General features: G+C 42.4%; 22 protein-coding genes. 14 read left to right on the top strand and 8 right to left on the bottom strand.

What is annotated here, in order from left to right:
- The first annotated feature begins 22 nt into the window (after positions 1 to 22).
- The 10 genes from CKV81_RS06260 to CKV81_RS06215 all read left to right on the top strand — a co-directional run bounded on the left by CKV81_RS06260 (position 23) and on the right by CKV81_RS06215 (position 13,971).
- Complete coding sequence (locus tag CKV81_RS06260; RefSeq protein ID WP_095071529.1) at positions 23 to 2,035, top strand: fumarate reductase/succinate dehydrogenase flavoprotein subunit; 2,013 nt, start codon at positions 23 to 25, stop codon at positions 2,033 to 2,035.
- Position 2,036: 1 nt separating this feature from the next.
- On the top strand, positions 2,037 to 2,636 hold the full coding sequence (locus tag CKV81_RS06255; protein ID WP_095071527.1) for a hypothetical protein: 600 nt from the start codon (positions 2,037 to 2,039) through the stop codon (positions 2,634 to 2,636).
- 21 nt (positions 2,637 to 2,657) lie between these two features.
- Entirely contained in the window at positions 2,658 to 3,425 is a 768-nt protein-coding gene (locus CKV81_RS06250) for a succinate dehydrogenase/fumarate reductase iron-sulfur subunit (protein ID WP_095071525.1), read from the top strand.
- A 149-nt stretch (positions 3,426 to 3,574) separates the two neighbouring features.
- Positions 3,575 to 5,146 (top strand): TlpA family protein disulfide reductase, encoded by a 1,572-nt coding sequence (locus tag CKV81_RS06245; RefSeq protein ID WP_095071523.1) that lies wholly within the window; start codon positions 3,575 to 3,577, stop codon positions 5,144 to 5,146.
- Between the two features lie 76 nt (positions 5,147 to 5,222).
- The gene (locus CKV81_RS06240) at positions 5,223 to 5,537 is read left to right on the top strand and encodes a hypothetical protein (protein WP_095071521.1); all 315 of its coding nucleotides are present in this window, start codon (positions 5,223 to 5,225) and stop codon (positions 5,535 to 5,537) included.
- The gene (gene rlmD / locus CKV81_RS06235) at positions 5,538 to 6,947 is read left to right on the top strand and encodes a 23S rRNA (uracil(1939)-C(5))-methyltransferase RlmD (protein ID WP_095071519.1); all 1,410 of its coding nucleotides are present in this window, start codon (positions 5,538 to 5,540) and stop codon (positions 6,945 to 6,947) included.
- Between the two features lie 84 nt (positions 6,948 to 7,031).
- The gene (locus CKV81_RS06230) at positions 7,032 to 9,545 is read left to right on the top strand and encodes a zinc-dependent metalloprotease (RefSeq protein WP_095071517.1); all 2,514 of its coding nucleotides are present in this window, start codon (positions 7,032 to 7,034) and stop codon (positions 9,543 to 9,545) included.
- Positions 9,546 to 9,603: 58 nt separating this feature from the next.
- Positions 9,604 to 10,074, top strand: coding sequence for a DUF6452 family protein (locus CKV81_RS06225; RefSeq protein WP_095071515.1), 471 nt, complete (start codon positions 9,604 to 9,606; stop codon positions 10,072 to 10,074).
- Positions 10,040 to 10,696 (top strand): DUF6048 family protein, encoded by a 657-nt coding sequence (locus CKV81_RS06220; protein WP_095071513.1) that lies wholly within the window; start codon positions 10,040 to 10,042, stop codon positions 10,694 to 10,696. Before CKV81_RS06225 ends, CKV81_RS06220 begins: the two co-directional genes overlap by 35 nt.
- A gap of 350 nt (positions 10,697 to 11,046) precedes the next feature.
- The gene (locus CKV81_RS06215; RefSeq protein WP_095071511.1) at positions 11,047 to 13,971 is read left to right on the top strand and encodes a reprolysin-like metallopeptidase; all 2,925 of its coding nucleotides are present in this window, start codon (positions 11,047 to 11,049) and stop codon (positions 13,969 to 13,971) included.
- Between the two features lie 28 nt (positions 13,972 to 13,999).
- On the opposite strand, the gene coaE is transcribed toward CKV81_RS06215, so the two are convergent.
- The 3 genes from coaE to ruvB form a co-directional block, all read right to left on the bottom strand.
- Positions 14,000 to 14,641 carry a dephospho-CoA kinase gene (gene coaE, locus CKV81_RS06210; RefSeq protein ID WP_095071509.1) on the bottom strand — a complete coding sequence of 214 codons (642 nt, stop codon included), beginning with the start codon at positions 14,639 to 14,641 and terminating at the stop codon, positions 14,000 to 14,002.
- 106 nt (positions 14,642 to 14,747) lie between these two features.
- A complete protein-coding gene (locus tag CKV81_RS06205) occupies positions 14,748 to 15,614 on the bottom strand; it encodes an MBL fold metallo-hydrolase (protein ID WP_095071506.1) in 867 nt (288 codons plus the stop codon).
- 317 nt (positions 15,615 to 15,931) lie between these two features.
- Complete coding sequence (gene ruvB / locus CKV81_RS06200) at positions 15,932 to 16,954, bottom strand: Holliday junction branch migration DNA helicase RuvB (protein WP_095071504.1); 1,023 nt, start codon at positions 16,952 to 16,954, stop codon at positions 15,932 to 15,934.
- A 174-nt stretch (positions 16,955 to 17,128) separates the two neighbouring features.
- Between ruvB and hutI the strand changes: the two genes are divergently transcribed.
- From hutI to CKV81_RS06185, 3 genes are all read left to right on the top strand, one after another.
- Positions 17,129 to 18,376, top strand: a complete 1,248-nt coding sequence (hutI, locus tag CKV81_RS06195) for an imidazolonepropionase (protein WP_095071502.1) — start codon at positions 17,129 to 17,131, stop codon at positions 18,374 to 18,376.
- Positions 18,348 to 19,298 carry a formimidoylglutamase gene (gene hutG / locus CKV81_RS06190; protein WP_258454580.1) on the top strand — a complete coding sequence of 317 codons (951 nt, stop codon included), beginning with the start codon at positions 18,348 to 18,350 and terminating at the stop codon, positions 19,296 to 19,298. The genes hutI and hutG overlap by 29 nt, the downstream gene beginning before the upstream one ends.
- A gap of 78 nt (positions 19,299 to 19,376) precedes the next feature.
- Positions 19,377 to 20,672, top strand: a complete 1,296-nt coding sequence (locus tag CKV81_RS06185; RefSeq protein ID WP_095074312.1) for an aldehyde dehydrogenase family protein — start codon at positions 19,377 to 19,379, stop codon at positions 20,670 to 20,672.
- A gap of 54 nt (positions 20,673 to 20,726) precedes the next feature.
- Here the strand turns inward: CKV81_RS06185 and pyk are convergent, their stop codons facing one another.
- Genes pyk through CKV81_RS06160 form a run of 5 tightly spaced genes read right to left on the bottom strand, consistent with a single transcriptional unit; the run spans position 20,727 to position 24,892 of the window.
- Positions 20,727 to 22,172, bottom strand: coding sequence for a pyruvate kinase (gene pyk, locus CKV81_RS06180; RefSeq protein WP_095071500.1), 1,446 nt, complete (start codon positions 22,170 to 22,172; stop codon positions 20,727 to 20,729).
- Entirely contained in the window at positions 22,165 to 22,635 is a 471-nt protein-coding gene (locus CKV81_RS06175; protein WP_095071498.1) for an IPExxxVDY family protein, read from the bottom strand. The genes pyk and CKV81_RS06175 overlap by 8 nt, the downstream gene beginning before the upstream one ends.
- Positions 22,610 to 23,371: a ribonuclease III gene (rnc, locus tag CKV81_RS06170; RefSeq protein ID WP_095071496.1), complete on the bottom strand. Its 762-nt coding sequence runs from the start codon at positions 23,369 to 23,371 to the stop codon at positions 22,610 to 22,612. The genes CKV81_RS06175 and rnc overlap by 26 nt, the downstream gene beginning before the upstream one ends.
- Positions 23,372 to 23,381: 10 nt before the next feature.
- Positions 23,382 to 24,626, bottom strand: coding sequence for a beta-ketoacyl-ACP synthase II (fabF, locus tag CKV81_RS06165; RefSeq protein WP_095071494.1), 1,245 nt, complete (start codon positions 24,624 to 24,626; stop codon positions 23,382 to 23,384).
- A gap of 26 nt (positions 24,627 to 24,652) precedes the next feature.
- Positions 24,653 to 24,892, bottom strand: a complete 240-nt coding sequence (locus tag CKV81_RS06160; RefSeq protein ID WP_002976354.1) for an acyl carrier protein — start codon at positions 24,890 to 24,892, stop codon at positions 24,653 to 24,655.
- 185 nt (positions 24,893 to 25,077) lie between these two features.
- On the opposite strand from CKV81_RS06160, the gene folE reads away from it, so the two are divergent.
- On the top strand, positions 25,078 to 25,740 hold the full coding sequence (gene folE / locus CKV81_RS06155; RefSeq protein WP_095071492.1) for a GTP cyclohydrolase I FolE: 663 nt from the start codon (positions 25,078 to 25,080) through the stop codon (positions 25,738 to 25,740).
- Positions 25,741 to 25,759: the final 19 nt, after the last annotated feature.

The raw sequence follows: 25,759 nt of genomic DNA, 5'->3' as shown, positions 1-25,759 counted from the left end.
TCAAAATTTAAAATTTCAAAAAATGAGCAAATTAGATTCAAAAATTCCACACGGTCCTTTAGCGGAAAAGTGGACTAATCATAAAAATCATATGAACCTGGTTGCGCCCAACAACCGTGACAAGATCGACATCATCGTTGTAGGAACAGGTTTGGCGGGTGGTTCTGCTGCAGCAACTTTGGCTGAGCAGGGCTATAACGTAAAAGCATTCTGCTACCAGGATTCACCGAGAAGAGCGCACTCTATTGCGGCTCAGGGTGGTATCAATGCTGCTAAAAACTATCAGGGTGACGGCGACTCCACTTACAGGTTATTCTACGATACTATTAAAGGTGGCGACTACCGTGCAAGAGAGGCGAACGTTTACCGTTTGGCAGAAGTTTCTGCAAACATCATAGACCAGTGTGTGGCGCAGGGCGTTCCGTTTGGTAGAGAATACGGCGGACAGCTGGATAACCGTTCATTCGGCGGGGTTCAGGTTAAAAGAACTTTCTATGCTAAAGGTCAAACCGGACAGCAGCTTTTACTTGGAGCATATTCCGCAATGAGCCGCCAGATCGGGAAAGGCCGCATCAAGATGTATAACCGTCACGAGATGATGGATTTAGTCATTGTTGATGGTAAAGCAAGAGGTATTATCGCCAGAAACCTGGTTACCGGCGAAATCGAAAGACATTCTGCACACGCTGTAGTCATAGCATCCGGTGGTTACGGAAACGTTTATTTCCTATCAACCAATGCAATGGGATCCAATGTTTCTGCGGCCTGGAAAATTCATAAAAAAGGAGCGTATTTCGCAAATCCTTGTTTCGTACAGATTCACCCGACCTGTATTCCTGTTCACGGTACGCAGCAGTCGAAACTGACTTTGATGTCTGAATCTTTAAGAAACTCCGGAAGAATCTGGGTTCCTAAAAATATTGAAGATGCAGAGGCTATTCGCGCAGGTAAGCTGAGACCAGAAAATATTAAAGAAGAAGACAGAGATTATTATCTGGAAAGAAGATATCCTGCCTTCGGAAACCTTGTTCCCCGTGACGTGGCTTCCAGAGCGGCAAAAGAAAGATGCGATGCCGGATACGGAATCGAAAATAATGATACCAAAGAAGGTGTTTACCTCGATTTCTCTACAGAAATTATGAAAAAAGGTAAAGAAGCCGCGATTGAAAAGAATATTCACAATCCGTCGCAGCAGCAGATTTATGATTTAGGAAAAGCTTGGGTTGAAGAAAAATACGGAAACCTTTTCGTGATGTACGAAAAAATTACCGCAGACAACCCTTATGTGACGCCGATGAAGATCTATCCGGCAGTTCACTATACGATGGGCGGTATTTGGGTTGATTATAATTTACAGTCCACAATTCCAGGATGTTTCGTGATTGGTGAAGCGAATTTCTCCGACCACGGTGCGAACAGACTGGGTGCTTCCGCATTAATGCAAGGTTTAGCCGATGGTTATTTCGTATTGCCTTATACAATTGCAGATTATCTTTCTGCAGACATCAGAACCGGTGCAATCCCGACCAATTCTGAAGCATTTGATGCTGCAGAAAAAGAGGTGAAGGAGAAAATCAATTTCTTCCTTACCAACAACGGTAAATATTCTGTGGATCATTTCCACAAAAAATTGGGCCACATAATGTGGAACAAGGTTGGAATGGGCAGAACACCAGAAGGTTTAAGAGAAGCGATTGCGGAAATTGCCCAGGTTCGCGAAGAATTCTGGAGAGATGTAAAAGTTCCGGGAGATGCCAACGAGATGAATATGGAACTGGAGAAAGCATTCAGAGTTGCCGATTTCCTTGAATTGGGCCAACTGATGGCGAAAGACGCTTTGGAAAGAAACGAATCCTGCGGCGGACACTTCCGTTGGGATCACGCCACTGAAGAAGGCGAAGCCGAGAGAGATGACGAAAACTACATGTACGCCGCCTGCTGGGAATACCAGGGTGCAGACATCAATGCTGAGGTAATGCACAAGGAACCTTTGATCTATGAAAATATTGAAGTGAAACAAAGAAGTTATAAATAAAATGGAAAATAGATTAATGAAAATTATTGGTGTTTTTTTGTTTTTTTGTGCTTTCTTGTTTTCCACTGAGTTAAATGCACAAAAACAGAGTATCGAGATACCTACAGATGGAACAGTCAATGTTTACATTGTTAACGGTTCGACAAGGAAATTCGATATTTACGATGCGGAAAAACGAATAACGAACCTTAAAGCCGGATATTACACTATTTATAATGTACAACCCGGCGAACATATTTTTTGGACAGCAGAAAATCCTGTTAACTTTCTTAAAGGAAATTTCGAAGGAAATTCAACCTATGTTGTAGCATTGGAGGCGCAGGATTCAGCGTTGATGTTTGGAGTTGTTGGCGCACTGACTGCTGGTGCAAAAATGATGGTTTTTAATCCAAATGAGTTCCGTGACAAAAAACTGTTTTATCAGGTGGTTAAAAGATTTAAAAAAGTAGATGCTGATGGAGTCATTCTTGAAAATGATAAAGAAATGGTAAAAAAAGCAATGGAAAAATATCAGAAGTTTTCTAATGATAAGGAAAAGAAAATACTTGTTGTTACTCCTGATATGAAGTTTTTTGATGCTGATAAACCCGTAAAAAATTAATCTCCAAAAACAGTAAAGAAAATGAGTGCAAAAAAAGGACTTAATCTGACTCTGAAAATTTGGAGACAGAAAAACAATAAAACAAAAGGACAGTTCGAGGTATATAAGATTTCTGATGTTTCTACAGATTCATCATTTCTTGAAATGTTGGACATTCTAAACGAAAACCTGATCAATGACGGTAAAGAACCTGTCGCTTTCGATCACGACTGCCGTGAAGGGATCTGCGGTATGTGTTCACTGTACATCAACGGACGTCCCCACGGTCCGGATACAGGAATTACCACTTGTCAGCTTCATATGAGAATGTTCAGAGATGGTGAAACCATAACCATCGAACCTTGGAGAAGTGCCGCTTTCCCAGTGATTAAGGATTTGGTTGTAGACAGAAGTGCTTTCGACAGAATTATGGCTGCAGGTGGATTTATTTCAGTAAACACTTCCGGAAATACTTTGGACGCCAACGCGATTCCGGTGCCGAAAGATGATGCCGACAAAGCAATGGATGCTGCAGCGTGTATCGGCTGCGGTGCGTGTGTTGCAACCTGTAAAAACGGTTCTGCGATGTTATTCGTAGGGGCAAAAGTTTCGCAGTTCGCATTACTTCCGCAAGGTAGGGTAGAAGCGAAAAGAAGAGTTCTGAACATGGTGAGAACGATGGACGAAGAAGGCTTCGGAAACTGCTCCAACACCGGTGCCTGCGAGGTGGAATGCCCGAAAGGAATTTCTTTGGAAGTAATCGCCAGAATGAACCGCGAGTTTATGGCTGCTAAAGTAGATCAGGGATAACTTTTTACTCTAGATTTATTTTAAAATATAAATGAAACGCTTTCCAGTTCGGAAGGCGTTTTTTCGTGTTAATCTTTTCACAAATTATAGTTTTAAATTTCGTTTAAATGCTTGAATAACTTATTTTTGCCAAGTTTTAAAATCAGACAATGAAATCGCAGATTCAATCATTCCAAAAAAACAACAAACAAATTAAGGTTAAAAAGTTTTTTTTACTGTTCATACTGGCATTTTTTGCAGTATCATGTTCGAAAAAGGTTGAAATAAAAGGACGGGTTTCCAACGGCTCGCCACTTGAAAGGATTGAAATTATTGAAGCATCGGGAGTTGGCACTTTACCGCTTGTCAACCTTGGTGTGAATAACAAAGGGGAATTTAACGGAAATTTTGAAGCGCCGAAAAACGGACTTTATGTGGTTACTTACGGCGGAAAATCTAATATGGTTTACCTAAAAGGTGGACAGGCACTTAATATTTCAGGGAATGCGCAGAATTTCCCTGCAGAATTCACTATTACAGGCGATGCCAAGGCGAACAACGATTTCCTGAAAGACTCGCAGAAAGCTTTTGAAACGTATGCTTCAAAAATTCAAATGCAGGATTTAATTTCTAAAGACGAGGCTGCTTTCCTTGCTCAGTTCAAAAAAATTCAGGAAGATGTGAACAAACTTCTTGAAACCAGTGCCAAAAAACTGAATGCAGACGGCGATGCTCTTGATTATAAAAAAGATGAAGCAACCGCAAGGCTGATGGGCCTTTTGGATGCTTACGAGGAGCAGCACGCTGCAGCTACGGCAAAACCAGGCTTCAAAGTGAGTGAAAACTTCAAGAAGGTTCAGAAGGATTTACAAAAAAATGATGACAGGCTCATCAGGGATTTCCCGATGTACAGGGAGTATAAACTTTCAAAAATACAGCCTGATTTCCAGAAATATTTGGCAACATTGCCGCAAAACCAAAAGGAACAGCCTATGATTTCTGAGGTTTTCGCCAATTACCTTAAAACAAGAAAAGACTTGTCGAACACTGCGAAAGATTACTTCTTTGGGTACGTTTTGGCACAGGGCGACCTGAATTTTATGAATGCTAAAAACTACGACAAGCTTACAAAACTGATCGACAGTAATGTGACTGACGGCACCGTAAAAAAAGACCTGAAAGAGCTTCAGAAGGTTTTGATGGGCTTCAGAGCAGGAACGGCACCCGATATGAAAATCGTTTCTAAAGACGGCAAAGTTCAGTCGTTGTCAGATTTCAAAGGTAAGCCCACTTTGGTGACCTTTTATGCATCCTGGAACCCGAATATTGCCTTAATGACCATCCCAGTTTTAAAGGAAGTGACGGAATTCTATAAAGCAAAAATGAATTATGCTTACGTAAACCTTGATGATACAAAAGAGCAGTTCACCAAAACCAGCGCTGCTTTGCTGAAAGGTTTCAATGGCGGCCACTATTGGGTTGACGGTGGAATCAATGCTGCTGAAGCGAAGAAATTCGGACTTTACGGATTCAAAATTCCAAGCTATATCATCGTAGACAAAGACGGTAAATTGCTCGGAAGACCATATTTCAATCTTGGTGACCCGGAATTCGTGGAAACTATGACCAAGCTCACCGGTATCCAGGCACCACAGATGCAGCCTCAGGCACAGCCACAGCCACAAATGGAAATAGCTCCACAAGAGAAGGCTCCCCAAGTGGATTCTGCTGCTGTGAAATAATTCCTTACAGACAAAAATTTAAAACCTTGTCATTTTTTAAGACAAGGTTTTTTAATTTTGAAAATAAACTTTAAAAATGTACCCGTTAATCATTCCCAGGAAAATCCTGTTGCCACTTGCAATCATTTGTTTTGTAATGATGGTTACTGGTGGATTTTTCAAGATCAGTCATCAGGATTTTTTCGGAATTTCATCAAATATTATTTTAGGAATTGGGACAGGAGTGCTGCTTTTCGTCTGGTTTATTGTAGTAGCGGACGCATTACGGAACCGCGTGAAAAACCCTTTTATGTGGATAATTGCTTTCCTGTTTTTTGGCAATGTAGCCTCCATTCTTTATCTGTTTTACCGGGATCAAATTATCATCAAAAAAGAAAAAAATAATTTTTAAATGTCAAAGAGAAGAAGAAATCTCATTCTTGAAAATATAAAACTCACTTCTGCGGGCGCGAAAGGTGTTGCAGTGGGAAAAACTGAAGAAGGAAAAACCGTTCTGGTTTCCGGAGCCGTGCCGGGCGATGTGGTGAATGCACGGGTTAAGAAAGCAAAATCAAAATATTTTGAAGCTGAAGCCGTAGAAATTTTAGAAAGATCGCCTTATAGAGTTGAGCCAAAATGCATCCACTTTGGAGTCTGCGGCGGTTGCAAATGGCAGAATCTTTCTTATGAAAAACAGCTTGATTTCAAGGAAAGTGAAGTGGTGAACAATATCCGCAGAATAGGTGGTGTTGACGGTTTTGAAACATTGCCGATTCTGGGTTCAGACGAGCAGTATTTTTACAGGAATAAGATGGAATTCTCTTTTTCAGATTCACGATGGCTGACTTTGGATGAAGTAAATTCTACAGAAAATATTGATGATAAAAATGCCCTTGGGTTCCATATTCCCGGCATGTGGAGTAAAATTTTAGATTTAAAGGAATGCTGGTTGCAGGAGGATCCGTCCAACGAAATCCGCCTCGCTGTAAAACAGTATGCTGAAGAAAATAACCTCGAGTTTTTCGATGTTAAAAATCAGGAAGGTTTTTTGAGGACTCTGATGATGCGCCAAACGTCACAAGGCGAGTGGATGGTGCTTTTCCAGCTGTTCCGGGAAGAAAAGGAAAACCGCGAGAAACTTTTTGATTTTCTGCTTCTTAAGTTCCCGCAGATCAAGACATTAGTGTATGCCATCAATCCAAAACAGAACGATTCTATCTACGATCTGGAGGTGCAGACCTATTTTGGCGAAGGCTTCTTAATGGAAGAGATGGATGGCTTGAAATTTAAAATCGGCCCAAAATCATTCTTTCAGACCAACTATAAACAGGCGCTCAATCTTTACCGCAAAACCCTCGAATTTGCTGATCTTAAAGGTGATGAAGTGGTTTACGACCTTTACACCGGAACTGGAACCATTGCTCAGTATGTTGCCAGAAATGCAAAACAGGTCATCGGAATCGAATCTGTGCAGGAAGCGATTGATGCAGCCACTGAACATGCCAAACTCAACGGGCTAACCAACTGTACGTTCTATTGCGGCGATATGAAGGAAGTTTTCACGGAAGAATTCCTTGAAAGCCATCCAAAAGCTGATGTACTGATCACCGATCCCCCAAGAGACGGAATGCACCAGAAAGTAGTAGATCAAATCCTGACACTTGCCCCGGAAAGAATCGTTTATGTAAGCTGTAATTCAGCCACACAGGCGCGCGACTTGGCTTTGATGAAAGATATGTACCGCGTGGTGAAAATCCTTCCGGTTGATATGTTTCCGCAAACGCATCACGTGGAAAACATCGCACTTTTGGAGCTGATATAAATCTTGATTTTTTAGGTTTAAGTTCTTCTGTAAATGTCGAAAAACAGGTTTTTTTGTTATCTTTAAACAAAATTTACCTGTGATATGAAGAAACTTAATACTCTGATGGCGGTACTGGTGCTTGCTGTAGCTTCGCCGAGCGCTTTTGCGCAGACTGAAAAATCAAAAACAGATACTGTAAAAGCGAAAACTCCAGACGCTGCTGCAAAAGACAAAAAGCCTGAAAAGATTAAGCCTTATAAAGAAATCATCACCGCAAAAACGGTGAGCGACCAGGGCGTAATTACCGTTCATAAGGTTGAGGATAAATACTATTTTGAAATTCCGGACAGCGTTCTGAAAAAAGATTTTCTGGTTGTGAGCAGGCTTACGAAAGCGGCCGCAGGGATGCGCTCGGGATTCATCGGTTATGCAGGAGACCAGATTTCTCAAAGTGTAGTGGTTTTCGAGAAAGGCCCTCAGGACAAGATTTTCATACGGTCTATTTCCTACGACGATTATGCTGCTGATTCGAAATCGGAAATGTACAATTCTGTGATGCGGAACAATACGCAGGCAATTGTGCAGGTTTTTGACATCAAAGCGTACAACGATGACAAAAAATCTTCGGTCATAGAGGTTTCAGATTTTGTAAATGCTGATAATGAACTGGTTTCCTTTGAAGCCGGTTACAAGAAAAGTTTCAAAGTCGGCGCATTTCAGAAAGATAAATCCTTTGTAAATTTCATTAAATCCTTTCCGAATAACCTTGAAATCAATACCACAAAAACATTTGCCAAAACGCTTGGTAATGTGACGTTTCCGCCGGGCGTAGAAAAACCGGAAGTCAGCGGAAATTATACTGTGGAAATCAACTCGTCCCTGGTTCTTCTTCCTGAAAATAAAATGCAGGCGCGGTATTATGATCCTCGCGTGGGATATTTTACTGTAGGTTATACCGATTTCGACCTTGATCCTCAAGGCGTAAAAAAAGTATCAGTGATCAAAAGATGGAGGCTGGAGCCAAAGCCACAGGATTTAGAAAAATATAAGCGCGGCGAACTGGTAGAACCTGCAAAACCGATTGTTTTTTATATAGATCCGGCAACACCAAAAAAATGGGTTCCGTACCTGATGCAGGGCGTGGATGACTGGAAGTCCGCTTTTGAAAAAGCAGGTTTCAAAAATGCAATTTATGCTAAAATCCCAAACGCCAAAGACGATCCTGAATGGAGCCTTGAAGACGCCAGATTCTCAGCAATCGTTTACAAACCGTCCGATGTGCCTAATGCGTCCGGACCGTCAATCGCAGATCCACGAACTGGTGAAATTCTTGAAAGCCATATCAACTGGTACCATAATGTGATGAATCTTTTGAGAAACTGGTATTTCATCCAGGCTTCGCCAAGCGATCCCAGAGCAAGAAAAATGGAATTTGATGAAAAGCTGATGGGCGAACTTATCCGGTTTGTTTCCTCACACGAAGTGGGGCATACGCTTGGTTTAAGGCATAATTTCGGCTCCAGCTCAACAGTTCCTGTGGAAAAATTAAGAGATAAAAAATGGCTCGAGAAAAACGGGCATACGCCGTCAATAATGGATTATGCACGTTTCAATTACGTTGCGCAACCGGAAGATAAGATCCCTGACAGTGGAATGATGCCCCGAATCGGCGATTACGACCACTGGGCGATTGAGTGGGGCTACAGAAGATTCCCGCAGGACAGTTCGCCGGAAGCTGAAAAGGCTCATCTCAATAAGTGGGTCATCAACAAACTTGAAAACCCACGCCTCTGGTTCGGTACGGAAAGCAATCCGTTCGATCCCCGTTCCCAAAGCGAGCAAATTGGTGACGATGCGATGCTTGCCGGAAATTACGGCATCAAAAACCTTCAGAGGATTGTAGATCACCTTGATAAATGGACAGAACGGCCAAATGAAAACTACGACGATTACTCCACAATGTATGATCAGGTTACCACGCAGTTTGCGAGATATTTAGGCCACGTTTCAAAATATATCGGCGGTGAGATGGAAACGCCGAAAACAACCGATCAGTCAGGTGTAGTTTATGAGGTGGTTTCAAAAACTGAGCAGAAAAGAGCGCTCGATTTCTTAAACAGAAATATTTTTGAAACACCGACCTGGTTGCTTAAAAAGGATGTTTTCGACAAAACAACAAAATCACCGGTTCAGGTGGTTGAAAATTTACAGAATGGTGTTCTCAGCAGGATTTTGAGCCCGATGGTTCTTCAGAAAATGTATGTTTCGCAGTCGGTTGAGCCCAATGCTTACCAGCTTTTCGAATATATGGACGATTTGAAAAACGTTATTTTCGTGGGCTCAAATCCTGATATTTACAGAAGGAATTTACAAAGGAATTACATTAACGATATGGTTGCCTTACTTGCCCCAAAACCGACTGCACCTGCGGTTACTGGCAGAGGAATGTCACTTTCAGTTTCTGAAAATTCTGATGTTCAGGCAGTTGTGCGCGGTACACTGAGAGATTTGCAGGCTGAACTGCAACAGAAAGCCGCTTCATCTGATCAGATGAACCGCTACCATTACGATGATCTGAGTTATAGAATTCAAAAAGCACTGGATCCTAAAATTTAATTCTGAATACTAAAATCTAATTCCTGTGGTTATAATCACAGGAATAATTTTAAACAATATGAAAAATTTCCGGTTACTGTTAATCACTTTAATATTGGCTGTCAGCTGTAATTCTGATGATGACATCTGCGTAAGCGGCGAGGCGACACCAAGACTGAAAATGAAATTTAAAGAAAGCCAAAACAACAAACTTTTGAAGCTTAATAAACTGATTGTAGGCGTAGATTATGGTGAAGGCGAAAAAACGGTTCTGAGCACAACCGCAGTAGATTCGGTGCTGATTCCTTTGCGGGTTGACAATAATCTCTACACGGATATTTTCATTCAAACAGAAGAAAAAGGTCCGAAATCAAAAATCAGGATCAATTACACATCGGAGTCGCAATACGTATCGCCGGCCTGTGGTTTCAAAAAACTTTACAAAGACGTTTCTGCTACTTTGGTTACGCCAAATCCAGTGACATCGAGCGAACAAATTAAAACCGAAATCATCAATGAAAACCCTACGCATTTATACCTTATTTTTTAGTTTTCTGTTTTCGGTGTTTTCTGCACAGGATTCAGATTCGGTAATCACAAAACCGAAATACGAACCGAATTTCATGGTGGGCTTTGATGTGCTGAATGCTGGTTTGGGGGTATTCTCCAAACGAAAAGTCTTTCAGGGATTTGTTTCTTCTAAAATTAAAAAAGACCTTCATGCCGTGGCTGATCTTGGTTTTGAAAGCAATGTTTACCAAAAGAACGGTTACGATGCCAAAGCCAGCGGTTTGTTTGTGAAAGCCGGCGGATTTTATATGCTGATGAAAGATCCTGAGAATGAGCTCAACGGTTTCTACGCCGGGCCAAAAATCGGAGCGGCATTTTATAATCAGGAATATATGCAGGTTCCGGTGCGTGGGCAGCAGGGCGGTGATTCTTATCTGAGTTTTCCGGGTTCTACGCAGTCATCGTACTGGTTGGAAGCGGGAATTGGCGGCAGAGTTCAGCTTTTCGGCAGCAATTTCTATATCGATGTGAATGTGCAGCCTAAATATTTGGTTTACACCAAAAAACAGGAGGATATAAAGCCCATGATCGTGCCTGGTTTTGGGCGTGCGTCGGCTAAGTTCAATATGGGATTTGCATGGAACATTGCTTATCGGTTTTAATTAAATGAAATTATCAAAAATGTCTGTGCTGTTTTAAGGTTTTGTAACTGTGATGCCGCTGTAGCAGTTTTATAAATTTAGGTTTTTGCACCGGATTATAAGTGCTTTTCTAAGACTTTTTGCGATCCATATTTCGTCTTTTTTCGGCTGGGATATAATTTATTTTAATTATTTACGGAACGGAACGTCTAAACATTAAAAATTTATGAATCAGTATTCTGAGGTTATTTCTGGCCGGTGTTTATGCGGGATACCTTGTTTCTATGTTTAAGAGAAAGGAGCCTCAACAAAGTATATAATAATTAAACCATTCAACGGAATAAATTAATTTTGCAACTAAAAGCCAGTAAGTGAATCAACAGTTGATCAGTTTCCTTTTCGTTTTTGTTTTCGGCGTTTCATTTGCGCAGTGGAATCCTGTTGCAACCAGCACAGCGAAAATGCGTCAGGAGATAAATGTAAAGAAATTTTACTCCCTCGATGTTTCTCAATTAAAAGCCAAACTAAAAAATGCCTCTGAAACCGGTAGAAATGCAAAACCGGTTGAAATTCAAGTTCCGACTTTGGAAGGTTCTGTAGAGCGTTTCGCGGTTTACAGTGCGCCGGTGGTCGTTCCTTCTTTGGCAGAAAGATATGACTTGGGTTCTTATGTTGGCGTTGGGATAGATGATCCCGGAAAATATATCCGTTTCAGTATTTCGGGAAAAGATTTCCAGTCAATGGTGATTAAAGACGGGCAGTACGAATTTATCGAGCCTGTAGATCAGTCGAAGACTGTCTTTGGCGTTTATCCCAAAACTTCAAAAACCGGTTCCGGGAAACCTTTTGTCTGCTCCACGAATGAATCGGTTCTTTCCAAGCAACAGCTTAATAATTTATTTTCCGGTAATAAGACGGCAAAACTCGAAAGCACAAATTTTGCGGCAACTTCCGACAGAAAATTCCGAACTCTGAGACTCGCAATTTCCACAACTGCCGAATACACCAACTATTTTGGCGGCGTTCCGCAGGCTATTGCAGCCATTAACGCCACACTGACCACCGTTAATGGAATTCTTGAAAGGGACGTGGCAACAAGGCTTATTCTTCAGGATTTGCCGCAGATTATCTTTACCGATCCGGAAACTGATCCGTATTCAGCGGCTTCTACGGGAGTCACAGGTATCTGGTCCACGGAACTGATGAACACGCTGCACAACAGCGTGGGTGATGATAATTTCGATATAGGACATCTTTTTGGGGCAAGCGGTGGCGGCGGTAATGCGAGGTGCATCGGCTGTATCTGTACCAACGATTTGAGTGTAGACGGCAACGGATATCCTACCAGTTACAAAGGCAGTGCCTACACTTCACCGGCCGATGGCAAGCCGTTTGGTGACGTTTTCAATGTCGATTATGTCACTCACGAGATCGGGCACCAGCTTGGAGCGACGCATACATTTTCGCACCAGCTTGAAAGTTACGGTTCCAATATCGAGCCGGGTTCTGGTTCCACGCTGATGGGATATGCTGGAATTACCTCTGCGGATGTGCAGAAGAATACCGATCCTTATTTCCATGGATTCAGCATTTCACAGATTCAAAATAATTTAATATCAAAAACCTGCGATGTGGAAACGGCCATCGCCAACAGTCCGCCCGTTATTTCAGCGATGCCGGATTATACTGTCCCAAGGTCCACAGCGTTTGTGCTTACAGCTAATGCCACCGATGCGGAAAACGATCCACTCACCTACACTTGGGAACAGGTTGATGATGCTGCTTCACCCATAATCACTACTACGGGAAGCAATGTGACCGGAGCACTTTTCAGGTCTTTGCCGCCTGTAAGTAATCCAACGAGATATTTTCCTAAATTTTCATTGGTCATGGCCGGAATTTTAACCAGCCAAAGCGATTGGGAAAGTGTATCAAATGTAGCGAGAACCAGCAACTACAGAGTCACGGTACGGGATAATCATCCGGTTAAGGAGCAGCAGCAAACAAGTTTTGCCAACCAAAAAATCGCTGTTGGAAGTGATGGACCTTTTAAAATAAATATTGTAAGCGGCGAAAACATCTACGGCGGCGCAGCTACCAAACTCACTTGGGATGTGGCAAACACCAATGCAGCGCCGTATAATGTTGCTAATGTGAAAATTAGCTACACAGTTGATAATGGTGCTGCTTGGGCAGACTTGGCAGCCAGCACGCCCAATGATGGCTCTGAAACTGTTGTTGTTCCGGTTTCTTTAGTTGGGCAATCAAATTTACAGTTTAGGGTAGAGGCTTTGGGGAATGTTTTTTATGCAGTTTCGCCGAAAGCCAATGTTGTCCTTGAATCTTCCTGTACTGCAGCCGTTCCTCAGAACATCAAAATTTCAAATATAAATTATACCGGAGCCACGGTTTCCTGGGAAGCCATCCCAGCGATAAATTCTTATTTTTTTGAATATAAAAAAGCGGATGATCCGGCTTTCTCGGTAATGGAACTAAAAACAAATTCTGTTACGCTTACCAATCTGGAACCGGGGACAACTTATGAATTCAGGGTTAAAAGTTCCTGCTCTGCGTCCGTATCCGCTTACACCGCTAATTTTTCTTTTACTACACTTTTTGAAATTAACTGCGCATCATCGTCAACCAGCGGAACTAACGAATTTATTCAAAAAGTAGAAGTGGACCGGTTTGAAAATGGTTCGGGTGCATCTACTTATTCGGATTTTTCAGATTTAAATCAAAATTTTATTTATCTGAATCAAAATCAGAAAACTTACAGCATTCGTGTAACGCCGAAATGGATGGGCGATCCAGCGCCTGTAAGTGTCGCTGCGTGGATTGACTATAATGGAGACGGGGTTTTTTCGTCCACTGAACAGATTTTGGCTGAAGCAAATACAACAGCGTCAGAAGTCGTGGGAACATTTACAGTTCCAGCCACCGCTTTTCTTGATCCGGGTGGAGTACGAATGAGGGTTTCTTTAAAAGCAGAACCGTCAATCCCGTTGCCGTGCGAAAAGTTTGCCTTTGGTGAAGTTGAAGATTATAGAGTTGTTATCAGCAATACCCCGTTATTTTATCAGGATCAAGTAATTGCTTACCCAAATCCGTTTACCGATTATATCTACACGACTGAAATTGATAACGGTACCCCGTACAAAGTTTATGATATGTCCGGAAGGCTGATCAGGTCTGGGGAAATAATGCTGAATAAAATTGACCTGTCTGCGCTGCTGCCTGCAACGTACTTGCTGACGGTTACGGGACAGAAAGCAATTAAAATCATAAAGAAATAAACAAAAAAGCCTCCGTTATGGAGGTTTTTTATGCAGTTTCTTCCTGCCTTATTAATTTGTTGATTACCTTTTCTGTTTCTGTACGGAGCTCTGCAAGCCCGTCATTATTGTAAATGATGAAAACGGTTTTCCGGATTTTGTCTTTTTCCGGCATTTGCTTGTCCATTATGGTTTCCACTTCGCGGTAGGTTTTTCCGTCGCGGTCCATCACACGCTTGATCCGCAGATTGTCCTCCGCCGTCACCAGGATAGACTGATGACATTCCTTATCTAAACCCAACTCGAAAAGCAGTGCGGTTTCCTTAAAAACAAATTCAGAACTCTGTCGGCTTACCCAGTTTTCAAAATCTGCCCGTACTGCAGGATGAATCGTTTGATTGAGTTTTTGTAAAAGTTCATCATTCCCAAAAACCAGGCTTGCTACATATTTACGGTTGTAATTGCCGTTTTCATTGTAAGCTTCGGAGCCCAGAAGTTCCACAATTTTTGATTTGAGGATCTCGTTGTCGTTTACGATTTCTTTGGCGCGGATATCCGAGTAATATACCGGAAACCCCATATCCTCGATAAATTTTGCAACTGTTGATTTTCCGGAGCCGATTCCTCCGGTGAGACCGATGATCCTCGGTTCGGGCTCAGGCGATGTCGTCCCGCCTTCTGTTGTGTCCATAATTTTGATTAATTAATGCCTCAAAGATAATAATTTTGCCAGAAGTCAAAATTCGCTAAACCTGCAGCGGCCGTACAACTCCATCTTCCGCCTTCTGCTTCCCATCTTAATACCCAAAAACTTCATTAAAACTGAAAGTATCATCCAGTTTTACGCCTTTCTCTGTCATTTTCACGCTCGCAAGTTCGTGGTGCGCATCGTGTTCCAGGAACAGCAGATATTCATTGTCCACGCACTGTTTCAGGAATTTTTCTTTTTCTTCCATCGTCAGCAGCGGGCGCGTGTCGTAGCCCATCACATACACCAGCGGAACGTGTCCCGCGGTTGGAATTAAATCCGCCGCAAAAACAATCGTTTTCTCCTGGTACTGAATGACCGGAAGCATCTGTTTTTCAGTATGGCCGTCCACGAAAATTATATCCATTTTCAGGTCCGGTGCAAAGCCGTAATTGCCTGTTGTCGGCAAAGGAACAAAGTTCAGCTGGCCGCTTTCCTGCATCGGGAAGATATTTTCTTTCAGAAAACTTGCTTTTTCCCTCGGATTAGGCTCTGTCGCCCATTGCCAGTGGTTTTCATTCGTCCAGAACTGGGCATTTCTGAAAGCCGGCCTGTAACCCGTTCGGTCGTCATTCCATTCAATCGCGCCGCCGCAATGGTCAAAATGCAGGTGCGTCAGGAAAACATCGGTGATATCGTCTTTTACAAAACCATACCTGGAAAGATTTTTCTCCAGCGAGTCATCGCCGTAAAGCGAATAATGGCCGAAAAATTTCTCATCCTGTTTTTGTCCGAGCCCGCAGTCAATCAGGATCAGTTTTTTGCCGTCTTCGATGAGCAGGGAGCGCATTCCCATTTCGATGAGATTTTTTTCGTCTGCCGGATTGGTCTTCTGCCACAAAGATTTTGGTACCACGCCGAACATCGCGCCGCCGTCCAGTTTAAAGTTTCCGCACTGTATGGGGTAGAGTTTCATATCGAATATTTTCAATAAAATTAATAAAATTTCTTAAAGATACGATTGTGAGAACGGTTTTTTGGGCGTGTCCCTCACTCGGTCACTCCGGCGCTGCGCGCCTCCGTTCCCTCGTTCGGGCCGGGCTGTTCAGGGCTTCACTTCGTTTCGGTGCTCCGTTTCACTGCGCACCGCTCCCTTCGGTCGCGCCCTTACCATCCCTCACGCGGTGTAGAGCATGTAAAAAAAGCATCAATCTCACTTTACTGCCCAACTAAAAAACTCAACCACTCAACCACTAAACTACTCAACCACTCAACCACTAACCACTAACCCCTCTAAAACAGTTCCCCAGGATTCCGCGGCCTCGAAATCCCCAAATGCTGATACGCTTTCTCTGTCACTTCTCTTCCTCGCGGAGTCCGTATGATAAAACCTTCCTGAATCAAAAACGGTTCGTAAACTTCTTCCAGCGTTTCGGGATTTTCGCCGATAGACGTTGCCAGCGCCGAAATTCCCACAGGTCTTCCCCGGAAATTTTCAATCATCACCCGCATGATTTTATTGTCCATTTCATCGAGCCCGAACTCGTCGACGTTTAAAGAGTTTAAAGCAAATTTCGTGATGTTGATTTCAATCTCGCCGTTGCCTTTTATTTCTGCAAAATCGCGGACTCTCCTCAACAGTGCATTGGCGATTCTCGGGGTTCCGCGGCTTCTTCGGGCGATTTCAATAGCTGCATCCTCGTAGATTTTCACGCCTAAAACCCTGGCACTTCTTTGGATAATCGTAGAAAGCAATTCGACCGTGTAGTATTCCAGTCTGCTTTGTATTCCGAACCTGGCGAGCATCGGTTTGGTCAGCATTCCGCTGCGGGTTGTCGCACCCACTAAAGTAAAAGGATTCAAACCGATCTGTACCGAACGTGCGTTGGGCCCTGTTTCCAGCATGATGTCGATCTTGTAATCTTCCATCGCAGAATAAAGGTATTCTTCCACAATCGGGGAAAGCCGGTGGATTTCATCGATGAAGAGCACATCGTTTTCTTCCAGATTCGTGAGCAAGCCTGCTAAACTTCCGGGTTTATCCAAAACCGGCCCCGAAGTGACCTTGCAGTTCACGCCCAGTTCATTGGCGATGATGTGGGCTAAAGTTGTTTTTCCCAATCCCGGTGGCCCGTGCAGAAGGGTATGGTCCAGCGCATTTCCCCTTTTTTTGGCGGCCGCAACAAAAACTTCAAGATTATCCAGCGTTTTTCGTTGTCCGGCAAAATCATCAAAACTTTGCGGGCGGATTTTTTCTTCCTGCATCAGCTCATCATCGGAGTAATTCTCCTTATCTGGGTGTAAAAAATCAGGCATTTAATCGGTGTTCTTTTGTCAAAGATAATAAAAGGTAGATGTTGGCGCAAAGGTAAAGCGAAGAAACAGACGGTTTGCTTAATCTGCGGAATTAAGTTAATTTTGTTAGCATAACCCAAAGGCATTTTGAGCAGTTGTTATGCTTAAACTCACCCTTAACTCCAACCTCAAACTATGAAACTAATCGGACCTTTCAAGCAAATTGTCACCCTCGCAAACCTGCCTTTACGCGGAAAACTTTCAGATGACCAACTGGAGATCATCCAAGACGGCGGTATTTTATTTCACGAAGATAAGATTGAGAAAATCGGAAATTTTGAGGAGCTGGAATCGGTCTTGATGAACAATGGCCAGGAATCTCAAGTCATCCGTATGAAAGAGGAACACGTGGTTTTACCCGCTTTTACCGACTGCCATACCCATATCTGTTTCGGTGGAAACCGCGCCAATGATTTTGCGATGCGGAATGCCGGCAAAACCTACCTCGAAATCGCGGCGGCCGGCGGTGGCATCTGGAGTTCCGTAGAGCATACCAGAAATGCTTCAGAAGAAGAATTATTGAATACTTTGCTGGAAAGAATTGATTATTTAATATCATTGGGGATAACCACGATTGAAATAAAATCGGGATATGGGTTAAATGCTGCTCAAGAGCTTAAAATGTTGAGAGTCATTCAGAAAGCAAAGGAAAAAACCAGCGCGACAATCATCGCGACCTGTCTGGCAGCGCATATGAAGCCAAGAGATTTGGAGGGTTCCGGTCAGGAATATCTTGATTATATTTTAAATGAGATTTTACCAAAAGTTAAAGCAGAAAATTTAGCCAAAAGAGTTGATATTTTCATTGAAAAATCTGCCTTTCAACCCGGGGAAAGTAAAGATTTTCTGCTTAAAGCCAAAGATTTAGGTTTCGAAATTACAGTTCATGCAGATCAGTTTACGCCGGGCAGTTCGAGAGTGGCTGTCGAAGTTGGTGCCAAATCTGCAGACCATCTGGAAGCGACCGTTGACGAAGATATTGAAATTTTAGCGCAATCAGACACTGTTGCCGTTGCCCTTCCGGGAGCGAGTTTAGGTTTAGGCGAACCTTTCACTCCGGCGAGAAAACTTTTGGATGCTGGAGCTATTTTGGCAATTGCCAGCGACTGGAATCCGGGCTCGGCGCCTATGGGAAACCTGATGACACAGGCCAGCATTTTGGCAACATATGAGAAACTTTCTACGGCAGAAATTCTGGCGGGAATTACTTTCCGTTCGGCATATGCTTTAGGTTTGGAAGACCGCGGGATTTTAGCACCTGGCAGGAAAGCCGATTTTGTAACTTATAAAACCAATAATTTCCAGAATGTGCTGTACAAACAGGGTACTTTGGCGCCGGAAGCAGTTTATATTAATGGAGAAAAATCTTATGGAAGATTATAAAAATATTTGGAGCGGAAGATTCGATGGGGATGAGGCTTTACACCACCGAGTTTTCCAAAGAATTAGTTTTGATAAAAATATTTCACCTAAAGATTTCGTTTTGCACGGTTTCGCCGTAGATGAAGGTGTTAAGAGAAACAAAGGAAGAGTCGGGGCAAAGGATGCTCCGGACATTATCCGAAAAAACATGTCCAATTTCCCGGTAGTATTTCCCGATTTTATCTTAAGGGATTTTGGAAATGTCTATTGTGCGAATCAGAATCTGGAAAACGCTCAACAGGAGTTGGCGGATAAAGTAACTGGTATTTTAGGTAAAGGTGGAAAGTCGGTGGTGTTGGGTGGCGGGCACGAGGTTACTTTTGCGCATTATTCAGGCATTAAAAAAGCTTTTCCCAATCAGAAAATTGGAATTATCAATCTCGATGCCCATTTCGATAACCGTGAGCCCGAAATTGGAGTTGGAGCCTCCTCCGGAACCGGTTTCTGGCAAATTGCGCAGGATGGACAAATTTACTCGCTGCATATCGGAATCCAGCGAAATTCAAATACTTTGAAACTGTTTGATACGGCGCATCGCTACGGCATGAAATACATTCTGGCCGACGAACTTTTCTTTGAAAATCTGCCTTCGGTTTACCAAAGGATTGATGAACTTTTTGCTGAGGTCGATGTGATGTACCTTACGGTCTGTATGGATGTTTTCAATGCGTCAATCGCGCCGGGAGTTTCTGCGCTGGCATACAACGGGCTCTTTGCCGATACGGTTTTTACGCATTTTTTTAGGCATATCCTTAAGAATGAAAAGTTGGTTGCCATGGACGTTGCGGAAGTAAACCCAGTTTACGACATTGGTGAACGGACTGCCAGACTGGCCGCAAGCCTTGTCAATGAATGGTTTATGAACCATTATCGTGAATCATAGTTTTGTCAAATGACTTGTAAAGACGCAATAAATTGCAAGCATTCCAAAAAGGGTGCTTTTTTTGTTAATTTTACAATTATGAAAAAATCAATAGAGACTCAACTTTTAGAATCAGATAAAACATTTAAAAAATGGAAAAACGTTCCTTTTGCGGAATGGCAGGAACTTTTGAGCAAACTTTCAAAAACTTTATTGGAAAAAAAAGAAGTCTTTGCAGAAATCATCACCAAAGAAATGAATAAGCCGATTGCGCAGTCGGTTTCCGAAATTGAGAAATGCGCCGGAATGTGTGATTTCTATGCCAAAGCAGCAAACGTGTTGAAACCTGAGCAGGTAGAAACCGGACATGAAATTTCAGAAATCCACCGCGAACCAATGGGTGTTATACTCGGGATTATGCCGTGGAATTTTCCGTTTTGGCAGGCACTGAGATTTGCGGTTCCTGCAATCCTTGCCGGAAATGTAATTGTGCTGAAGCACGCTTCGATCTGCTATAAAAGTGGCGATACCATGGAGAAACTTTTTGTGGAAGTGGGTTTCCCGAAAGGTATTTTTACTCACCTCAAAGTATCGCACGATGAGGTTGAAGAAATGATTGCGAACCCGGTCATCAAAGGAGTTTCGTTAACGGGCAGCGAAGGTGCCGGAAGGAAGATCGCCGAAACTGCCGGAAGAAACCTTAAAAAATGCGTCCTGGAGTTAGGTGGAAGCGACGCGTTTATCGTTTTGGAAGATGCCGAATTGGATACTGCAGCAAAAGATGCCGCGCAAGCCAGGCTTCAGAATTGCGGGCAAACGTGTGTTGCCGGGAAACGCTTCATCATTCATTCAAAAATTTATAAAGAATTTCTGGAGAAATTTATTGCAGAATATAAAAAGTTCCAGCCTGAAAATCCGCTGGATAAGGAAACGAAACTCGGACTCATGGCGCGCGAAGATCTGGCTTCGGATTTAGAAAAACAGTATAAAAAAGCCCTCAAAAGCGGTGCAGAAATTTTGCTTCCGTTAACCGCTGTTGGAAATATGGCTTTTGAACCTGGTTTAATAGAAATGAATGAAGGAAATCCCGTACTTCAGGAAGAACTTTTCGGGCCGCTCGGAATGGTTTTTAAAGCAAAAGATGATGATGATGCCCTAAAAATCGCGAATGATACGATGTTTGGACTGGCAAACGCCGTGTACACCAAAGACAGAAAAAGAGCGATGTACTTTGCAGAAAACCTTGAAAGCGGAAGTGTAGCCATCAACCAGATTTTCCGGTCGGACTGGCGGATGCCTTTTGGCGGCAGAAAGAATTCGGGGTATGGGACGGAACTGTCTCTTTATGCGTTGGACGAATTTACCATAAAAAAATCCATTATTGGTGAGATTTAAAAGCAAAAAGTTCTCTGGAAAACACAGAGAACTTTTTATTGGGTTGATTGTTGCCTAAATCGTGGTGAGCCTCAATGTATTGGTCTTTCCGAACTCATCCGCAGGTGTCGCATTAAGGTTGATTACAAAATCTTCTTCCTCAACATAACCCAGTTCTTTGGTCATCTTATTTACCTGAATAATGGTTTCGTCTGTCGATTTGTCGCTGTCGTAATAATAAGCACGCACGCCCCAAAGCAGGTTCAGCATGGTAATGACGCGCTTGTTGGAACTAAAAACGATGATATGCGAGTTAGGCCTGTGTGCAGAAATCTGGAATGCCGTATAACCGGAATGTGTTAATGTAATGATCGCTTCCACATCGGTGGTCTTGGCAATTCTTACTGCCGCCAGACAAATTCTGTTGGTGATGAAACGGTCGTCGATACAGTTGAATTCCTTTTCAATAGGTGCATTTTTGTTTTGGTAAAAATGTGTGCTTTCAATGTTTTTTACAATCTTCGACATATTTTTCACCACATCCACCGGATATTTTCCTACAGAAGTTTCACCGGAAAGCATTACGGCATCAGCACCGTCCAGCACCGAGTTAGCAACGTCATTCACTTCTGCTCTGGTTGGTGTAAGGCTGGTAATCATCGTTTCCATCATCTGGGTCGCAATAATCACTGGCTTCGCGTATTTTCTTGCAATTTCCACAAGATTTTTCTGGATTGCCGGCACTTCTTCCATCGGAACTTCAACACCCAAATCGCCGCGGGCAACCATTAAGCCATCGCATTCCAGAAGGATTTGCTCGATATTTTTTACACCTTCCGGCTTTTCAATTTTAGCGATGATAGGTGTTTTTTGTTTATTGGTCGGGTGGTTTGCAATGAGCTTTTTCAAATCTTTAATGTCCTGAGCATGCCGCACGAATGAGAGCGCAATCCAGTCCAGTTCCAGATCAAGCATAAAATTCGCATCCTGAATATCTTTTTCAGTAAGCGCCGGAAGTGAAACATTGGTATTCGGAAGATTGACACCTTTTTTAGAACTAAGCGGGCCTCCCTGAATGGTCACTGCTTTTACTGTGTCTTTTTCATTGGTTTCAAGGACCTGGAGTACCAGTTTACCGTCATCAATCAGTATTCTTTCACCAACTTTTACATCATTCGGGAATTCCTGGTAAGTCATATAAACTCTCGTGGAATCGCCTTCGATCTTTTCATTGGTAAATGTTAAAATATCACCGGGATTGAGGTAGGAACCCTCTTTCACAACGCCAACTCTCAGTTTTGGGCCCTGCAAATCTCCAAGGATCCCAACGTTGGTTCCAAGCTCTTTATTGACTTCGCGGATGGTGTTTACATTGGTTTTTACAAGATCGTAATCGGCGTGCGAAAAATTTATTCTGAAGATGTCTACACCCGCTTTTATCAGTTCTGTAATGGTTTCTCTGTTAGAAGAAGCCGGGCCGAGTGTAGCAATGATTTTAGTCTTTTTTAGATATTTATTCATAATATTGAATTAATTGGAAGAGCTCATCTTGTGAACTCAACTCGTATTCCTGCGTTTGGAACATCAGGCTTTCAGGGAGCAAAATTACGGAAAAATCAACAAATGAATCGCTGCTTTTCAATAGGTAATCTACATCTTTATCATTTGGTAACAGATAGTTAACATTCTCCTCGTCCGCAAAAAGTTCCGTTACTTCCTGTTTTTGTTTGCTTTGTACAGATTTGTTTGCGATAAACTGTATGCAGGCTTTGGTTTCTTTATGATAAGCCTCAAAACGGGGATGATAGTAATCGTAATATGTTCCGATTTTTACGATATCCGCAATCCGTTTAAATTCCGAATCATTAATCCTGTTGATATAGTAAAAAAGCTCGTAATCAGGTATTTCTTTGGCAAGCCGGATCAGTCCCAGAGTGAGGTCGTCCTCATCAGCAGTATCAAGAAACAGTTTTAGGCTTTTCAAGAATATTTTCTTTTTTGTTTAAAGTGTAAAATGCGCGCTGAGCTGCTTTTTCTTCCGCTTTTTTCTTTGAAGTTTCGGTAGCGTTTGATATTTTTTCATCGCCAAGCCAAACGAAGCTGCGAAAGACGGTGTTTTTATTTCCATGTTCTTCCTCGCAAGTTTCGTAGCGAAGCTGTACCTTACGTTTCTGCGACCATTCCAGAAGTAAACCTTTGTAGCTTACGATTTTATTTTCAAGTTTAAGGATTTCATCCGCTGTAAGAAGCTTTTGCAGAACAATATTCTCGCACGCTTCATAACCGATGTCCAGATAAACCGCACCGATCAGCGCTTCAAACAGGTTGCCTGAAATATTCTCGCTCAGGATTGATGAACCTTCATTCTGAATGAAACTTGTCAGTTTCAGGTCGTCACCGATTTTATTCAGATTCTTTCGGTTTACGATTTTCGATTTCATCTGCGTGAGGTAACCCTCATTTGCCGCCGGATAAGCCTCAAAAAGATAGCATGAAATAATAGATCCTAAAATGGAATCCCCTAAAAACTCAAGCCTCTCGTAGTTTTTTGCCTTTTTGGAAGAAGAAACCTTTAAAGAAAATGCTTCCTGATAAAGAGTGATGTTCTGAATATTTTGACCGATGATTTTAGAAATCCCGGTGCTCAGCATCAGGTCTTTTTCAGAGAGGTATTTTCTTCGTTTTAGGAGAAATTTAGAAAAGTATTTCTGCAACTCCATTCAGAGGAATTTAGATTTTCTTAAAAAGTACACAGGCATTGTGCCCGCCAAAACCGAAAGTGTTGCTCATGGCGATGTCCACTTGCTTTTCTACAGCTTTATTGAAGGTAAAATTCAGCCTGCTGTCGATATTTTCATCATCAGTGAAATGATTGATGGTTGGTGGGACGATCCCGTGTATGATGGTGTGCAGTGCTGCAATAGCTTCGATCACTCCGGCGGCACCAAGTAAGTGGCCGGTCATAGATTTTGTGGAATTGATCTGAATGTCGTAAGCATGCTCGCCCAATAATTTTGAAATTGCATTGGATTCTGCAATGTCGCCTAATGGCGTAGACGTACCGTGCATATTGATATGGTCTACTTCATCAGTAGTTACACCGGCATCTTCCAGACAGTTTTTCATTACCAGGTATGCGCCCAAACCTTCGGGATGCGGTGCCGTCATATGGTACGCATCAGCGCTCATACCGCCTCCTTTCAGTTCTGCATAAATTGTAGCTCCGCGCTTTACAGCGTGTTCGTACTCTTCTAAAATGATACATCCGGCGCCTTCACCCAGAACAAAACCGTCACGGTCTTTATCAAATGGCCTTGAGGCCGTTTGCGGATCATCATTTCTTGTGGAAAGGGCCATCATTGCGTTAAAGCCTCCAACACCGCTGGCGGTTACGGCAGCTTCAGAACCTCCGCAAACGATAACATCAGCTTTTCCGAGTTGGATCAGCATTTTGGAATCGATTATAGCGTTGGCAGAAGAAGCACAGGCAGAAACGGTGGTGTAGTTTGGCCCGTGGAAACCATATTCCATAGAAATATGGCCAGGAGTGATGTCAGCGATCATTTTTGGGATAAAGAACGGGTTGAAACGCGGAATCTCCGAATTTGCCCAGCCCAGAACTTCGGTTTCAAAGGTTTCAAGGCCTCCGATTCCTGAGCCCCAAATCACGCCGACTCTGTTTTTGTTCAAATCGCCTTCGAGGATTTTGGAATGTTCCACTGCTTCGCGGGCAGCTACGATCCCAAGTTGGGTATTCCGGTCCATTTTCTTAGCCTCTTTCTTGTCGAAATGGGCAAGCGGATCGAAATTTTTTACCTCGCAGGCAAATTTGGTTTTAAAGTTTGTGGCATCAAAAAGAGTAATTGGAGCTGCACCGCTCTTGCCCTCTACAAGGCTTTCCCAGTATTCTTTTGCATTATTACCAATCGGTGTTACTGCACCAAATCCTGTTACAACTACTCTCTTTAATTCCATAAATTTTTTTAATGATCTAAAATAGATTATTTGTTTACTACTTCCTCGATGTAAGCGATAGCGTGACCTACAGTAGTAATTTTTTCTGCCTGGTCATCAGGAATCTGGATGTTGAACTCTTTTTCAAATTCCATGATAAGCTCTACAGTATCTAGTGAATCAGCTCCTAAATCGTTTGTGAAGCTAGCCTCTGGAGTTACTTCTGTTTCCTCAACGTCAAGCTTATCAGCGATGATAGCTTTTACTCTTGATGCAATGTCTGACATAATATTCAAATTTTTAATTATTGTTTAAGTTGGTGCAAATATAAAAAAATCTTAACGATTTATACTTTTTTCCATATTTTTTGAAAAATTAAAGATATAAAAAAAACTTATTGTTTGATAATGAATTTGAAATCTGCGAAGTGAATTTTTAAATCCTTATTTTTGCCTCTAAATAATCATTAAATATGACTGATTTTGAAAACGACGACGATGTTTTCACAGGTAAAGACCATACACCACTGAGAAGTGACGCTTTTAACATGTCGCCTTCTGCGAAAGTTGAAAAAATAGAGAAACTTTTTGGTGAAATTATGGAAACACTTGGCCTTGATATGACTGATGATTCCCTTAAAGATTCACCAAAACGTGTAGCCAAAATGTATGTAAACGAAATTTTCGGCGGGCTGCTTCCTGAAAATAAACCGGGAATTTCAACCTTCAGCAATAAGTATAAATACCGCCAAATGCTGGTGGAAAAGGATATTACAGTATATTCTTTCTGTGAGCATCACTTTTTGCCAATTATAGGCAGGGCACACGTGGCTTATATTTCCAATGGCGAAGTGATAGGTCTTTCAAAAATCAACAGACTGGTTGATTATTATGCAAAAAGGCCGCAGGTCCAGGAAAGATTGACCATGCAGATCGTAGATGCTTTGAAGGAAGCGCTCGGAACTAAAGATGTTGCCTGTATCATTGATGCGAAACACCTTTGCGTAAACTGCCGCGGAATAAAGGACACTGCAAGCTCCACCATAACCGCAGAATTGAGCGGAATTTTCCGCACCAATCCGATTACGCGCCAGGAATTTCTGCATTATGTGGGCAGCCACGCAAAATTGGATTAATTATCTGTTCAATATTGTT

The sequence above is a fragment of the Chryseobacterium taklimakanense genome, from assembly GCF_900187185.1.
GTDB lineage: Bacteria > Bacteroidota > Bacteroidia > Flavobacteriales > Weeksellaceae > Planobacterium > Planobacterium taklimakanense.
This window is presented reverse-complemented; position numbering and strand designations above follow the sequence as displayed.

Coding starts and splice junctions, on each gene's coding strand:
- CKV81_RS06260 (WP_095071529.1), top strand. CDS start 23: ATGAGCAAATTAGATTCAAAAATTCCACACGGTCCTTTAGCGGAAAAG.
- CKV81_RS06255 (WP_095071527.1), top strand. CDS start 2,037: ATGGAAAATAGATTAATGAAAATTATTGGTGTTTTTTTGTTTTTTTGT.
- CKV81_RS06250 (WP_095071525.1), top strand. CDS start 2,658: ATGAGTGCAAAAAAAGGACTTAATCTGACTCTGAAAATTTGGAGACAG.
- CKV81_RS06245 (WP_095071523.1), top strand. CDS start 3,575: ATGAAATCGCAGATTCAATCATTCCAAAAAAACAACAAACAAATTAAG.
- CKV81_RS06240 (WP_095071521.1), top strand. CDS start 5,223: ATGTACCCGTTAATCATTCCCAGGAAAATCCTGTTGCCACTTGCAATC.
- rlmD (WP_095071519.1), top strand. CDS start 5,538: ATGTCAAAGAGAAGAAGAAATCTCATTCTTGAAAATATAAAACTCACT.
- CKV81_RS06230 (WP_095071517.1), top strand. CDS start 7,032: ATGAAGAAACTTAATACTCTGATGGCGGTACTGGTGCTTGCTGTAGCT.
- CKV81_RS06225 (WP_095071515.1), top strand. CDS start 9,604: ATGAAAAATTTCCGGTTACTGTTAATCACTTTAATATTGGCTGTCAGC.
- CKV81_RS06220 (WP_095071513.1), top strand. CDS start 10,040: ATGAAAACCCTACGCATTTATACCTTATTTTTTAGTTTTCTGTTTTCG.
- coaE (WP_095071509.1), bottom strand. CDS start 14,641: ATGGACACAACAGAAGGCGGGACGACATCGCCTGAGCCCGAACCGAGG.
- CKV81_RS06205 (WP_095071506.1), bottom strand. CDS start 15,614: ATGAAACTCTACCCCATACAGTGCGGAAACTTTAAACTGGACGGCGGC.
- ruvB (WP_095071504.1), bottom strand. CDS start 16,954: ATGCCTGATTTTTTACACCCAGATAAGGAGAATTACTCCGATGATGAG.
- hutI (WP_095071502.1), top strand. CDS start 17,129: ATGAAACTAATCGGACCTTTCAAGCAAATTGTCACCCTCGCAAACCTG.
- hutG (WP_258454580.1), top strand. CDS start 18,348: ATGGAGAAAAATCTTATGGAAGATTATAAAAATATTTGGAGCGGAAGA.
- CKV81_RS06185 (WP_095074312.1), top strand. CDS start 19,377: ATGAAAAAATCAATAGAGACTCAACTTTTAGAATCAGATAAAACATTT.
- pyk (WP_095071500.1), bottom strand. CDS start 22,172: ATGAATAAATATCTAAAAAAGACTAAAATCATTGCTACACTCGGCCCG.
- rnc (WP_095071496.1), bottom strand. CDS start 23,371: ATGGAGTTGCAGAAATACTTTTCTAAATTTCTCCTAAAACGAAGAAAA.
- fabF (WP_095071494.1), bottom strand. CDS start 24,626: ATGGAATTAAAGAGAGTAGTTGTAACAGGATTTGGTGCAGTAACACCG.
- CKV81_RS06160 (WP_002976354.1), bottom strand. CDS start 24,892: ATGTCAGACATTGCATCAAGAGTAAAAGCTATCATCGCTGATAAGCTT.
- folE (WP_095071492.1), top strand. CDS start 25,078: ATGACTGATTTTGAAAACGACGACGATGTTTTCACAGGTAAAGACCAT.